At 59.5% G+C, this 13,005-nt stretch carries 10 protein-coding genes and 1 pseudogene; 4 read left to right on the top strand and 7 right to left on the bottom strand.

All coding sequences use genetic code 11. From position 1 onward, the window contains the following. Nucleotides 1-7 precede the first annotated feature (7 nt). Genes KW837_RS12550 through KW837_RS12540 form a run of 3 tightly spaced genes read left to right on the top strand, consistent with a single transcriptional unit; the run spans nt 8 to nt 3,172 of the window. The gene (locus tag KW837_RS12550) at nt 8-787 is read left to right on the top strand and encodes an enoyl-CoA hydratase/isomerase family protein (RefSeq protein WP_218396104.1); all 780 of its coding nucleotides are present in this window, start codon (nt 8-10) and stop codon (nt 785-787) included. Beyond that, the gene (locus KW837_RS12545; protein ID WP_218396102.1) at nt 788-2,290 is read left to right on the top strand and encodes a class I adenylate-forming enzyme family protein; all 1,503 of its coding nucleotides are present in this window, start codon (nt 788-790) and stop codon (nt 2,288-2,290) included. It abuts the gene before it with no gap. Nucleotides 2,291-2,329: 39 nt separating this feature from the next. Next, complete coding sequence (locus KW837_RS12540) at nt 2,330-3,172, top strand: SDR family oxidoreductase (protein WP_218396100.1); 843 nt, start codon at nt 2,330-2,332, stop codon at nt 3,170-3,172. A 180-nt stretch (nt 3,173-3,352) separates the two neighbouring features. On the opposite strand, the gene KW837_RS29060 is transcribed toward KW837_RS12540, so the two are convergent. The 3 genes and pseudogenes from KW837_RS29060 to KW837_RS12530 form a co-directional block, all read right to left on the bottom strand. After that, nucleotides 3,353-4,066 (bottom strand): methyl-accepting chemotaxis protein, encoded by a 714-nt coding sequence (locus KW837_RS29060; protein WP_371317131.1) that lies wholly within the window; start codon nt 4,064-4,066, stop codon nt 3,353-3,355. 153 nt (nt 4,067-4,219) lie between these two features. Further along, a pseudogene (locus KW837_RS29055) lies at nt 4,220-4,414 on the bottom strand (HAMP domain-containing protein); the annotation flags it as partial. Nucleotides 4,415-5,447: 1,033 nt separating this feature from the next. Beyond that, entirely contained in the window at nt 5,448-6,242 is a 795-nt protein-coding gene (locus tag KW837_RS12530; RefSeq protein WP_218396095.1) for an SDR family oxidoreductase, read from the bottom strand. Between the two features lie 96 nt (nt 6,243-6,338). Here KW837_RS12530 and KW837_RS12525 point away from each other — a divergent pair, with 96 nt between their 5' ends. Then, nucleotides 6,339-7,139, top strand: a complete 801-nt coding sequence (locus KW837_RS12525; protein ID WP_218396092.1) for an SDR family NAD(P)-dependent oxidoreductase — start codon at nt 6,339-6,341, stop codon at nt 7,137-7,139. A gap of 1 nt (nt 7,140) precedes the next feature. On the opposite strand, the gene KW837_RS12520 is transcribed toward KW837_RS12525, so the two are convergent. The 4 genes from KW837_RS12520 to KW837_RS12505 form a co-directional block, all read right to left on the bottom strand. Further along, the gene (locus KW837_RS12520; protein ID WP_218396090.1) at nt 7,141-8,574 is read right to left on the bottom strand and encodes an MFS transporter; all 1,434 of its coding nucleotides are present in this window, start codon (nt 8,572-8,574) and stop codon (nt 7,141-7,143) included. Between the two features lie 26 nt (nt 8,575-8,600). Further along, complete coding sequence (locus KW837_RS12515; protein WP_218396088.1) at nt 8,601-9,965, bottom strand: MFS transporter; 1,365 nt, start codon at nt 9,963-9,965, stop codon at nt 8,601-8,603. Between the two features lies 1 nt (nt 9,966). Beyond that, nucleotides 9,967-11,271: an MFS transporter gene (locus tag KW837_RS12510; RefSeq protein WP_218396085.1), complete on the bottom strand. Its 1,305-nt coding sequence runs from the start codon at nt 11,269-11,271 to the stop codon at nt 9,967-9,969. A gap of 104 nt (nt 11,272-11,375) precedes the next feature. Beyond that, nucleotides 11,376-12,992: a GMC family oxidoreductase N-terminal domain-containing protein gene (locus KW837_RS12505; RefSeq protein ID WP_218396083.1), complete on the bottom strand. Its 1,617-nt coding sequence runs from the start codon at nt 12,990-12,992 to the stop codon at nt 11,376-11,378. Nucleotides 12,993-13,005: the final 13 nt, after the last annotated feature.

The raw sequence follows: 13,005 nt of genomic DNA, 5'->3' as shown, positions 1-13,005 counted from the left end.
ACCGACTATGACCAATCTCGTTCAGTTCGAAGTAGGTGACGATCATGTCGCCACCATTACGCTCAATCGTGGCGATAAGATGAACGCCATCAATGCGGAAATGATGGCGGAGATCAAGCGCCTGTGGGGCGTCGTTCGCGATGAAGACTATATCCACGCGGTGGTATTTCGCGCGGATGGCAACCGAGCTTTTTCCACCGGTCTGGATCGTGTTCAGGGCTTCCAGTACCCGGACAATATCTGGAACAAACCCGACCCGGGCGAAAGCCTGGATCCCAAGCATCACAAAGTATGGAAGCCGGTGATAACTGCGGTTAGTGGCATGTGCGCCGGCGGCGCCTTCTATATCGTGGGCGGTTCCGATGTAGTGATCGCCTCGGACGACGCGACCTTCTTCGACCCCCATGTCGATTTTGGCCTGGTCGCCGCCCTGGAGCCGATTAGCATGGCGCGACGCATGCCGTTGGGCGAAATTCTGCGGGTCTCGCTCATGGGCTTGGAGGAACGCATGAGCGCTCAGCGCGCCCACCAGATAGGCCTGGTCAGTGAGCTGGTGCCCTACGAAGAATTGTGGGCTCGCGCCCACAGAGTAGCGGCTGTCATTGCCTCCAAACCGTCCGTTTCTACCCAGGGCACCGTCAGGGCTATTTGGGAGTCGCTGGATACCGGCCGCTCACAAGCCATGTCGCGCGGCCTGAGCTACACCCAGTTGGGCAACCCGCTGGGCATCCCGCAAGTGGAAAATATGCTACTGACCGGCAAACGCAAAGGCTATGAGGTTCGTTGAATGACTGGTATCGCCGAACACATCATTCGTGTCACTAAAGCCGGTGGTCCGCTGGTCGCCATCGATTTCGACGGGCAGACCCTCAGTTGGCAAGACCTAGGGGACGCGATTGCCGAGCTGGGCGCTGTGCTTGCCGAGGTAGGCATCGGCCAGGACGCGGTTATTGGCCTGCTGGGGCGCAATCGGCTTGAGCAATTGAGCAGTTTCATTTCTATTCTGGGTGCCGACCGTGGCTTGCTGCTGATCAATGCCATACGTCCCTCGCACCTAGTTGCCGAAGAAGTCGCAGGCCTGGGCCTCGCGTGCCTAATCGGCAGTCGTGACGACCTGGGCGCCGATGTGGTCGCCGTCAGCGAGGCGTGCGGCGCTATGGTATTGGCTGCAGAGGTTCGCGATGGCCGCCTGTTCTTCGAACAGCTGGCCCCGTTACGCGCTAAGACCTGGCATTTGCGCGAGGCGAACACCCTGATCGAGATCCAGACAAGCGGCACCACCGGCGCACCTAAACGTATCCCGGTATCCGAACGCACCATCAGCGCCTCACTGCGCGATGGTGTGCGCAGCGCCAAGGGCCCAGTGGAAAACTTTGAACTCAAGCCACAAACGTCCCCCACGCTTATGTTCAGTCCGCTGGTGCATACCAGTGGCACTTTTAACACCCTTATGTCGGTATTCGAAGTTCGCCCGATCGTGCTTTTTGAGAAGTTCGACGCCGGGCGTTATCGCCAGGCCTTGGTTAAGTACCGACCCAAGTTTGCGCCGCTGCCGCCCACGGCAATCAAGATGATGGTCGACAGCGATGCGACCCGCGATGACTTCTCCAGTGTCCGTGCGGTGCGCGCAGGAACGGCGCCGCTGTCCGTAGACCTGCAGCAGGCTTTCGAGAGTAAGTTTGGTGTTCCGGTGCTCACCACGTATGGCGCCACCGAGTTCATGGGTGTGGTGACGAGCTGGACGCTGGAAGACCACCAGAACTTCGCTGCCAGTAAGCGCGGCAGCGTAGGGCGGATTTCCAAAGGTGTGCAGTTACGTATCGTCGATCCAGCCACACGCGAAGAAGTGGAGCCGGGGGAGCAGGGCATCCTCGAAGCCAAATTGGACCGTATCGACGGTGGCAAGGACTGGATCCCCACCACGGACCTGGCCCGGTTGGATGCCGACGGTTTCCTCTACATCGTCGGTCGCGCCGACGATGCCATTATCCGCGGCGGTTTCAAGGTCATGGCGGGGAAGGTGGCGGATGTCATCAAGCTGTCCCCGGGCGTGTTCGATGCCATCGTGCTGGGCGTTGCAGATGAACGTCTGGGAGAGGTACCGGTCGCGGTGGTCGAGGCCTATCGGGGCGCGGCTCTGGATGTAGCGGCGATTCGTCAGTTCGCCAAGGACAACCTTTCGCCCTACGAGGTGCCGGTCCGCATCTACGTGGTGGACAGCCTGCCGCGTACTGTTTCGGACAAGATCAGCCGCCCGGCGGTAAGGGCGTTGCTGGCCAAGCTGCCTTGAAAAAAAACGCCCGCACCACCTACCAAAAGGAGTCCTGCAATGTTGGATTTTCGCGACAAGGTCGTGTTTATCAGCGGGGGGGCGGGCGGCATCGGCAGCGCCATAGCTCGCGAGCTTTTGCAGCAGGGAGCACGTGTGGCCCTCGCTGACATCGATCTGGAGCGAGCCCGCGCCGTGGCTGCCGAGCTCGACGACAACGATCAGGTGATCGCCGTTCAGCTAGATGTGACTGACCCAAGCAGTTGGGCTGGTGCTCGCGACGAGGCCGAAAAAGCCCTCGGGCCTTGCGACATTCTTTGCAGCAATGCGGGCGTGTCTTTCACCGGCACTCTGGAAGAGATAACCCTTGAAGCGTGGCGCTGGGTATACGACGTCAACCTGTTCGCCTCGCTGCACGCCGTGCAGGCATTTCTACCAGGGATGAAGGCGCGAGGGCGGCAGGGCCATGTTCTGCTGGTGGCGTCTATTACCGCGTTACACCCCTTTGCTACGCAAGGGGCTTACACGACCAGCAAAGCGGCATTAGTCAACTTCGCCAAGGTCCTGCAACTGGAACTGGCGGGAACTTCCATTGGTGTCTCGGTGCTGTGCCCGGGGGTCGTGGCCACGCAAATTCGCGCTAACGCCCTGCATGCCAGACCGGATTCCTTACGCCACGAAGACGGTGCCGCCAAGCATCTATCGACCCAGATGGGCATGGCGCCAGAGCATGTCGCTCGAGCTGCCGTGACTGGCATGCGCCAGCAACAGTTTTACCTGTTTCCCCACGCCGACTATCGCCCTTCAATTGAGGCCGATTGTGAGGCCATGCTGACGGCTATGCAGGTCTCGGCTGATCCTGATTATCGCGAGCCAGAGCACCTGTTGAAACTGTCCCGTTGAGCGAGAGGTAGTAGAGGGGACATTGCTCAGCCGAGTGGTATCAATGTTTCCGATCAATAACCGTTTGAATGCTCTGTGCAGCAAGTGGTTTTAGAAAGACTACTGACGGGCTGTTACCCAAGAATCGTCAGGTAAATCATCTATAGGCAACAGCCTATTACTATCGTCAGATCGTGGCCCTTAGACCTGAAACGCACCGATCAACGACTTAAGTTCCGACACCTGCAAGCTAAGCTGCTGACTCGCCCGTTCCGTCCGACTTGCCCCTTCAGCTGTACGCTCCCCTGAAGCATTGATCTGCACGATGCTACGATCAATTTCGTGGGCAACTGCCGTTTGCTGCTCCGCAGCTGCAGAGATCTGTTGGTTTTGGTTTACGATGTTGTTGACCAAGTCGAGGATGTGAGCGAGGGCGTGTTGCACCTGGTCGGAGTGGCTGACTGTCGTTTCCGCTTTGGCGTTGCTGTTGTTCATGGCCATGACGGCTTCGCCCACGCCGCTCTGCAGGAGGCTGATCATCTGCTCAATCTCTTCAGTCGATTGGCGGGTGCGTTTTGCCAGGCTGCGTACTTCGTCTGCTACAACGGCAAAACCGCGCCCTTGCTCGCCGGCGCGGGCTGCCTCGATTGCGGCATTGAGCGCCAGCAGGTTGGTCTGCTCGGCGATACCTCGGATGACTTCCAATACCTGGCTGATGGCTTGGCTATCATTGGCCAGTTGGTTGATCACGCGTACCGAATGTTCGATCTCGCTGGCCAGGGCTCTGATGCTACCTACCTGGACATTGAGCAGTTCCTTGCCACCGATGGTTTCGCGGTTCACGTCCTGGGCACTGCTGACTGCCGCGGCGGCGCTACGGGCTACCTCTTGCACCGTTGCTGCCATCTGCTTCATGGCTGTGGCTACCTGCTCGATCTGGTCGCGCTGGGCAGAAACTTCGTGGTTGCTGTGGCTGGATACATGGGCTACCTGGCTGGCCTGATGTTCTACTTCGCCAATGGTGCGGCCAACGCGCTCTATCAGGTCGTGCACCTTGGCGATGGAGACGTTGAATACGCGGCTCAGGTCGCCCAGCTCGTCGCGGCTGACGGCCTCTACGCTAACGGTCATGTCGCCTGCAGCAACATTATTCATCACATCGCTCAGGCTCTTGAGGATGCGGCGTATAGAGGTATAAAAGCCGCTGGCCAGGTAGATGATCACCAACAGTGTGATCGCCAGAGCTGCCAGTAACAGAGACATGTTCCAGCGGTCTTTGGCCAGGCGAGTTTCGAGCCGCTGCTCCAGGCTGGAGAATATGACCTGATTGAGCTGCTCGGCCTTGTCCATTTCGCTACCGATGGTTTGGACGAGCACGGGCCAAGTCATGGTCAGGTCACCCGCCAGCAATACCTGGTTTTCCACCAGGGTGATGATGGCGGCGATAGAGCGCCGCGTTTCCTCGCTGGCCGCTTCTAGCGCTGGACGGGTGTCGGGGTGGGTGTCGAACAAGCGCGAGACTTTGCTGGCGAAGTTGTCTTCGAGTCGATCCACTTCGCTCAACTGTTGCTGGATCAGGTCACCATCGGCTGAGCTCAGCATGCCGACGGCCAATGTCGAGGCTGCCAGCGTGCGGATGATGCTTATCGATGCATCGATTTCGCCGCTCATCACCGAGAGGTATCCGGCCAGCTCTCGAACGACGGGGTTTTCGTCGATGCCAAGGCCGCTGTTGGAGGAGATTGATTCGATCAGTAACTGCATAGTGCTCAATTGCTTGCGTACGCTGTCCCGTTCGCTGTTGTGCAAGCCATCGGCCTTGAGGGCCTGCATATCGTTGAGCAGCGCATCGTAGAGGCCGGCTTTGTCGAGCCGGGTCAGGCCTCCATCGGCGAGACCATTGAGCTCCTGCATCGCGTTGACCACTTGGCTTTCGAGCCGGCCGATACGTTGGTCGATATCGCTGTTCTGCATAGTCAGCGGCGCTTTGTTGCGCAGGGTCATCAAGCTTTCCAGATCCATCATGGAGCGGCGTATTTGCAGGCTCGCTTTCAAGACGGCGAGGCTGTTGTGTTCGCTTTGGGTGGCATCGAGTTGCTGATAAGCCGTGAGCACCAAGGTGCCGCTGGTGGCGAGCAGCGCCAGAACGAACAATACACTGATCAGGCTGAACTTCATGCCGAAGCTCAGGCGGTTCATTAGGCGAATGGCGGGGTTGATCAGCGTTTGCATGGAGGCTCTTGTTGTTTTTGTCGGTGGGCTGGCAGCGCCGGGCAGATAGCGGATAGTGCGTGGATCAATGCATGTACAGCCCCCCGTTGACGTGCAGTGACTGACCGGTGACGGCATCGGAGAGCGAGGAGGCGAAAAACAGCAGAGTGCGTGCATATTCTTCGGTGCTTGGGATATAGCGCAGGGCGGCCTGGCTGCTGACCTGGCGCAGTTCATGTTCCACGCTGGTGCCGTTCTGCTCAGCACGGGTTTCCATGACCTTGCGCACTTGCGGTCCCCACATGAAGCCCGGGTGCATGGAGTTAACCCGGATGCCGTATTCTCCAAGCTCCATAGCAATGGCTCTGGTCATGCGTTGCAGAGCGATCTTGGAACCGGCGTAGGCTTCACTACCGGGCAAGACTTTTTCGGCAGTCATAGTGTTGATCATCACGATCCGGCCACTGCGTTGTTCGACCATATGCTGCGCTACCGCCCGTGTCATCTGCAGCGTGGCGAACACGTTGACCTCGAAGCACTCCCGGTAATTGGACAGGTCCGGTTGCGAATCGAGAAGGCTGGTGCGCTGAGGCCAGTCACCGCGGTAGGCGATATTGATCAGCGTATCTATCCGGCCAAACTCCTTAATCGCCTGGCTCACGGTTTTCTCGCAGTCCTCGAGCACGGCGATATCGCACACCACCGGCAGGCAGCGCCGGCCTTTCGCGCGTACCTCTTCGGCAATGCGTTCGATGTGTTCCGCGCGGCGTGCGGTGATGATCAGGTCCGCTCCCTGATCAGCGAATAGCAACGCGGTGTCCCGGCCGAGGCCTTCGCCGACTCCCGATAGCAATACGACTTGCTGGGTCAACCATTTCATATCATCTGTCCTGTGTTGGTTTACGTAGTTATCTAGGTGATCTATGTTATATTTCTTGTGTGAGTATGGCAATGGCCGAATAGGCGGGAAGGGATCATGGATGTAGTAGCAGGACAGGTCGCGGTTATAACCGGGGCGGCTTCAGGCATTGGTCTGGCATTGGCCGTGGCGTTTGCCCAGCGCGGCGTCAATATCGCGCTGCTGGATATCGAGTCAGAGGCGTTGAGCGAAGCGGCGCGTAATGTTATGAGCAAAGGCGCGCAGGTGTTGCCGCTGGTCTGTGACGTCACCAATCGTGCGGAGGTAGAAGCTGCCAGAGACCAGGTGTTGGAGCGCTTCGGTCGGGTCGATATCCTCTGCAACAACGCCGGCGTCATGCTGCCATTCGGTCCGCTATGGACGCTGGATGCGGCGGACTGGGAATGGATTCTGAATGTGAACCTACGCGGCGTTTTCAACGGCTTGCATGTATTCGCGCCCTTGCTGGTTGCTCAGGACAGCGGTTATGTGGTGACTACCGCTTCCATGGCGGGCGTATCGACCATCGCTGGTAATGCGGCCTACAACGCCACCAAGCATGCCGTGGTATCGCTCACCGAGACCCTGGAAGCAGACTTGCGCGTGGCGGGGAGTAAGGTCGGTGTGACGGTACTGTGTTGCGGCCTTGTCCGTACACGTATACGCGATGCGGCGCGCAACCGTCCGGGGCACAGTAACGTCCCGCTTCAGGTGCCTGACGCGGCGGCCAGCGCCAGCGGTGCCGGCCACATTGACCCTGAAGAGGTAGCGAAGCAGGTACTGGATGCCATCGCTCGGGGCCAGCTCTATCTGTTCACCAACCCCAACTCGCAGGTTCGCGTACGTACTCGCTTTGAACGTATATTGGCAGACTTCTGAGTCAGTGCTGCCCACTCTTTAGAGTCGTAAACGGGTGATTCCGACGTTCGCGGGGAGTGGGTGCCAGCCAGGCGGCAAGCAGGGCAGTCGCGCTGCACAGGATCAGAAACAGAAAGGCCAGGCGATAGGCCTCTGCACTCGGTAGCGGCGTACCGCCACCTTCAGGGGTCACCGTTGAGCTGGCCAGCAGCGTGGCCAGTATCTGACTGCCCAAGGCGGCGCAGGTACTCCTGCAGACCTGGGCCAAGCCCATGGCCTCGCTAGTCCGATTCGCTGGTGAGGCTATGACCACCTGGTTGCTGGTTGCGCTGAACAACACGGTGATGCCGAAGCTGAAGACCACCACGGTCAACAGTAGCGCGCTCAGTGAGTTCAGGTTCAGCAACGGCGGAACCCAAGCCGCCAGGACCAGCGCGCCGCCTACCAGCATCGCGACACGAATGCCGTAGCGGGCGGCAAGCAAGCCGGCGACCGGCCCGGCGACAAAACCCATTAAGGTGGTGGGCTGCTTCAGCAGTGAAGCGGCTGTGGCTGTGAGCCCCAGCCCGGCGCCGCTCCACGCCGGTTGCTGGGCCAGACTGAGGATCACCGCGCCACCAATCATCGGCCCCAGACCAATGGCAGCAAAGACCAGGTTGGCCAGCAAAATCCTGCGATCGGCAAACAGGCGCACGTTGATCAGCGGATCCGGGTGACGGTACTCATGGCGTGCCCACACAAACAGCAGCACAAGGCTGGCCATCAACAGTCCAGCGCTTTGCGGTTGTAGCCAGCCGCTCTTGGCCAGGGTCAGGGACAGCATCAGGCCGGTGACGGCGGGTACGAACAGGGCTCCCCCCAGAATATCCAGCGACCCGTCGCTGACCACGGGAGGAGAGGCTGGTACCAGGCTCCATACGGCAACCATACCAACTACTGCCAGCAGGGCGCTGAAAAAGAACATGCCATGCCAGTCATACAGATCGATGATGGCGCCGGCCACTAGGAAGGCCAGACCTGAACTTACGGCCATCACACCGCCCATGATGCCAATGTTGAACGTGAGGGTTTTGGGCGTCATGTTCTCGCGCATTAAGCCCAAGCACAGAGGCAGCACGGCGCCGGTGACACCTTGGAGCGAGCGCCCGAGTATGACGCCTGGCAACGTGGTGGACAGAGCGCTGATCAGCGAGCCGCATGCTGCGATGGACAACACGGTCATCAACATGCGCCGGCGGCCGTAGAGGTCACCCAAGCGGGCGAACAGCGCGACACTGCCGGCGGCCACGATAAAGAAACTGGACAGGACCCAGCTGACAGCAGCGGGATCGGCAAATACGCGGTTGAGCGTTGGCAGCGCCACGAATGCCATGCTGACTTCGAACGTGCTGGTTATCTCGGCAATGGCCAGTGCCAGCATGATCACCCAGGTTGATCGGGGAGTAGGAGGGTTCATTGTTATTGTCTCCGTTGCTGAAGAGGTCATGGCCTGAGCGTCACGGGGCCGATGCGGAAGATGAAATACAGAGCAGTGAGCGATAGCAGCCCGCTTACAACGATGGCTTCGGCGATGGTGACGTTACTCGGATGCTGGCCACCGCTCAGTTGCATCAGGATGGTTACGCCTGTGAGGCCCATGACTTGAAAAACCTGCTGGCCGATGGCTGAAAGGGTCGTGGCGGCGCCGGTATCCTCAGGTGCGACACCGTGAAAGATCATGACCGCGGTGACGCTGATGGTAAGTGAGCGGAAAAAACCGAATGCCAGGAGCAAGCCACCGATCAGCCAAGGCGAGGAGGTTGGTGTGAGCCAGGCGCAACTAATGAACGCAAGTACTGTGAGCACTGTTGAACTGGCCATCATGTCGCGGCAACCGTACCGATCCAGCCAGCGATAGGTATAGGGTTTGGTAAGCATTGACCCTACGGCGATCATCACGATCAAGATGCCGGTCAACGACGGGGAGAGACCCAGCCTCGATTGCAGCAACAACGAAAGCAAAACAGGCGCAGCATTCATCAGCAGCCGGCAACACAGATCTGTTCCCAGTGCGCGCCGGAACAAAGGCGACCTGAGCAGCGATAGTTGCAGTAACGCATGCTCGTGATGCCAGGCGTGAGCGACGGCCAGCACACCAAGCAATAGCCCCAATGCTACGGCAATGGTGCCGACTTGCCAGAGTGCTCTGGATAGCATGATCAGGCCAAATACGAACACTAGCAGCGCCAGGCTGGTAATCAGCATGCCTAGCAAGTCCATTTTACGTGGCCGGTTTTCCCGGAAGTTTCCCATTAGCAGGTATACAGCCAGTAGGCTGCACAGGCCCAGTGGCACATTGAGAAGGAATATCCATCGCCAACTGGCGTACTCCACAAGCATGCCGCCTATCAGCGGCCCGAACATCGGTCCGAGCAATGCAGGGAGTACGAAGGTTGTATAGGCGCGGACGCGCTCATCGGCGGCGAAGGTGCGCATGATGACCATACGCCCCACGGGGACTAGCAGCGCCCCGGCCGCGCCCTCGGCAAAGCGTGCAACAAGTAGTACGTGTAAGGAAGGAGCCATAGCACAGGCCACGGATGCGAGAACAAAGCTCAGTATTCCCAGCAGAAATACATTCCGCCCACCGAATCGATCAGCCAGCCAACCGCAGGGCGGTACGCTGACAGCAGCACCCAGCAGATAGGCGGAGATGGTCGCCGAAACCGCCAGAGTGTCGCGCTGCAGGTCGACTGCGATCGCCGGCAGAGCGACAGCTACTGACGTGGCGTCGAGGGTTTGCAATAACACCGCAACGCCTAACACCCATGGTGTCAGATGCTTTGCACTGCGCGTCTTTGAGGTCATTTCAGTAACCGTCCACCAGCGCTTGCTGGTTGGCGCGCCGCATGTGCCACATCGCCCGGGCGATAAAACCGCTGCCAAGAATGCTGAATAGCACTGAACCGAGCATGCCGTATGCAATGGCGGTGTTACCGGCCCAGGGCTTTAGATGGTCGCTGAGCATGCCCAGGAGTAATGTGCCAAGCCCGAACGAGCCGAAGTTGAATGCCATCAGCAGAATGGACAGCGTGGTGCCGCGCAATGCAGGTGGACACAGTGTGGTTGTGACGCCATAGCCCGTGCCGATGAAAAACTGCGAAAAGAAGGCGACAAGTGCCAGGCACACGACGGCAGCCACGGCATCGCTCACGACAACGAACGTGAGCACCGCAAGGACGCTCGAGAGCAGGGTGCCCAACACGGGGGAAATCAGCTTGCGCCATTCCTCGATACGCCCGAGACGATCCGCGATAAAACCGCCTGCGGCCGCTCCCGCCGCGCCGCATAAGCCCACTGCCAAAGACGCTGCCAGGCCTGCTTGCCGGATGTCCATGCCATGAACGCGGATCAGGAAACTGGGGCTCCAGATTGTGATTGCCGCCGGCACCACGGCGCAGAACACCATGCCCATAAGAATGTTGCAGAGCGCGCGGTCACGCCAGATATGGGCCAGGACTTGACGAAGTGGAACGGATCCCGTGAGTTGCTCGGGAGGGTCGTACTGGCCCCGTCGTGGCTCACGCACGGTAAACGCGATCAGCAGCGCCAGCAGCAGGCCAGGCAGCCCGGCAATGAAGAATGCGGCACGCCAGCCATGGGTGGCGGCGATGTACCCGCCCAGTGCAAGGCCGAGAAAGGCGCCTGCCGGCGATCCTAGGGCAAACAGTCCCATGGCGGTCGCCCGTCTGCGACGCTGGAACGTGTCGCTGAGAATAGACAGGCTAAGCGGCGAGAAACCGGACTCAAATGCACCGACGCCGACGCGCGAGAGAATTAGCAGCAAGATGCTGGTGGCCAAGCCTGCCATGCCAGTCATCAAGCTCCAGGCAATGATCAGCGTTACAAGTAGGTTTTTGCGGTTGATACGGTCCGCCAGCATGCCGACAGGGATACACGCCAGGGCGAAAGGCGCCGTACTGGCTAGACCAGCAAGCAGGCTGATCGTCGTATCACTGATGCCAAACTCTGCTTTTATCGGCTCGATCAACACCGAAATCACTTGCTTGTCGAGGGTGTAAACCATGTAGCCGCAGCTTAGGAGGAAGAGGACATACCAAGGCCTACCGGTGTCTGCTTCAGGCCGTTTGTTTTTGGCGTTCGTATCGTACATAGGGGCACCCTGGGGCGAAGTGCAGGCGAATGAATACTCACTGTGGTGCAGCGTTTCATTCACTAGTAAGAGTGTTCGCGGGCAGAAGCTGCCCGCGAGAGAGGTCATGTGGAGGCGCGGCTGTGCTCACCTCGGATCAGGTCCGCGGCTTTTTCGGCAATCATCACCGTCGGTGCGTGGGTGTTGGCTGAAACCAGGCGCGGCATGACGGATGCATCCACGACTCGCAGGCCCTTGAGTCCATGTACCCGCAGCTGGGCATCGACTACGCTGGTGGCCGGATCGACCCCCATGCGGCAAGTGCCGACCGGGTGATAGGCCGAAGCACCCGCAGCGCGGATATAGGCGGTGAGCGCTTCATCGCTGTCCACTTGGCAGCCTGGTGCGGTTTCTTCGGCACGGATACCATCTAGTGCCTGCTGCGCGATGATTTCTCGGCATAGGCGCAGACCGGCAATCGTAGCTTTCAGGTCACGCTCATCGGACAGGAAGTTGGTGGCAATCTCCGGTGCTTCATCCACCTTGTTGCTACGGATATGCACATGGCCGCGGCTGTGTGGGCGGCACACATTCATGCCCAGCATCATGGCCGCATCAGGGTTTTGCACCACGGTCTTGCGCACGGGGTCGCGAACGAAGCTCAGCGGCATGCCCATGAATTGCAGGCCGACTTCTTCACCATCCACCTTGACGCTTCCATGGCCGCAGATCTGTGTCGGCGTGCCGTTCATATGGCCGCGTTTGAACAGCAGATAGTTCGCCGTGTTGAGTGCTGCGCGCCAGCCACTGAGTTCGGCACCCATGCCGCGGATGTTCTGCAGGGCTTGAACCACAAAGACCAGGAAGTGGTCCTGCAGGTACTCCCCCACGGCAGGCAGATCCTTCACCATCTCGATGCCCAGGTCGCGCAGACGCGCTGTCTGGCCTATACCGGACAGCTCCAGCAGTTGCGGCGAGCCGATTGCACCGGCGCTGAGAATGACCTCCCGGCCTTCGGCCAGCCGGATTTCGCTGTTCTGGCGATACTGCACGCCGGTGGCCTGCTGGCCTTTGAACAACACCCGCTCAACCGTTGCGTTGGTTTCCACGCGCAGGTTCGCACGCTCCAGTACCGGCTCGAGATAAGCAGCGGCCGAGCCACAGCGCCGACCATCGTGGTAGAACACCTGAGCCTGGCCGATGCCCGATGCCTGGGTGCCGTTGTAGTCCTGGGTACTACCAACGCTCGACTGGCCCGCTGCTTCGACGATGCGGGCACTGAGAGGGTGAAAATTAGGGACCGGATTGACCTTCACGGGCCCGGTGTTTCCACGTTGCCAAGGCGATTGGCCCTGGTAGTGCTCCAGCTTGTTCAGATAGGGCTCGACGCCAGCCCAGCCCCAGCTGTCCAAGCCTTCGGCAGCCCAGGCATCGTAATCCTCCTTGAGCCCACGAACATACAGCATGGCGTTGATGGAGCTGGAGCCGCCGAGCAGTTTGCCGCGGGGATAGGGCATCTGCCGATCATTGAGATGGGGCTCTTTTTGAGTCTCATAGCACCAGTCGTAACGGGGCTTGTTGAGCATCAGGGCAAAGCCGAACGCCAGGCGAACCTTCAGGCTGGTGGCGTCCCCTCCGGCCTCCAGCAGCAGGACCCGGCAACCCGGATCCTGGCTCAGACGGTTAGCCAATACGCAGCCTGCCGATCCACCGCCGACGATGATGTAGTCGTACTTTTCCACGTGGTACTCCCTG

It is taken from the genome of Pseudomonas sp. PDM24 (assembly GCF_019218905.1).
Lineage (GTDB): Bacteria > Pseudomonadota > Gammaproteobacteria > Pseudomonadales > Pseudomonadaceae > Aquipseudomonas.
Note: the sequence above shows the minus strand (reverse complement) of the source record. Positions and strands in the feature narration are given on the sequence as shown.

Excerpts from the sequence above, each read along its gene's own strand:
- KW837_RS12550 (WP_218396104.1), top strand. The coding sequence starts at position 8 with ATGACCAATCTCGTTCAGTTCGAAGTAGGTGACGATCATGTCGCCACC.
- KW837_RS12545 (WP_218396102.1), top strand. The coding sequence starts at position 788 with ATGACTGGTATCGCCGAACACATCATTCGTGTCACTAAAGCCGGTGGT.
- KW837_RS12540 (WP_218396100.1), top strand. The coding sequence starts at position 2,330 with ATGTTGGATTTTCGCGACAAGGTCGTGTTTATCAGCGGGGGGGCGGGC.
- KW837_RS29060 (WP_371317131.1), bottom strand. The coding sequence starts at position 4,066 with ATGAAGCAGATGGCAGCAACGGTGCAAGAGGTAGCCCGTAGCGCCGCC.
- KW837_RS12530 (WP_218396095.1), bottom strand. The coding sequence starts at position 6,242 with ATGAAATGGTTGACCCAGCAAGTCGTATTGCTATCGGGAGTCGGCGAA.
- KW837_RS12525 (WP_218396092.1), top strand. The coding sequence starts at position 6,339 with ATGGATGTAGTAGCAGGACAGGTCGCGGTTATAACCGGGGCGGCTTCA.
- KW837_RS12520 (WP_218396090.1), bottom strand. The coding sequence starts at position 8,574 with ATGAACCCTCCTACTCCCCGATCAACCTGGGTGATCATGCTGGCACTG.
- KW837_RS12515 (WP_218396088.1), bottom strand. The coding sequence starts at position 9,965 with ATGACCTCAAAGACGCGCAGTGCAAAGCATCTGACACCATGGGTGTTA.
- KW837_RS12510 (WP_218396085.1), bottom strand. The coding sequence starts at position 11,271 with ATGTACGATACGAACGCCAAAAACAAACGGCCTGAAGCAGACACCGGT.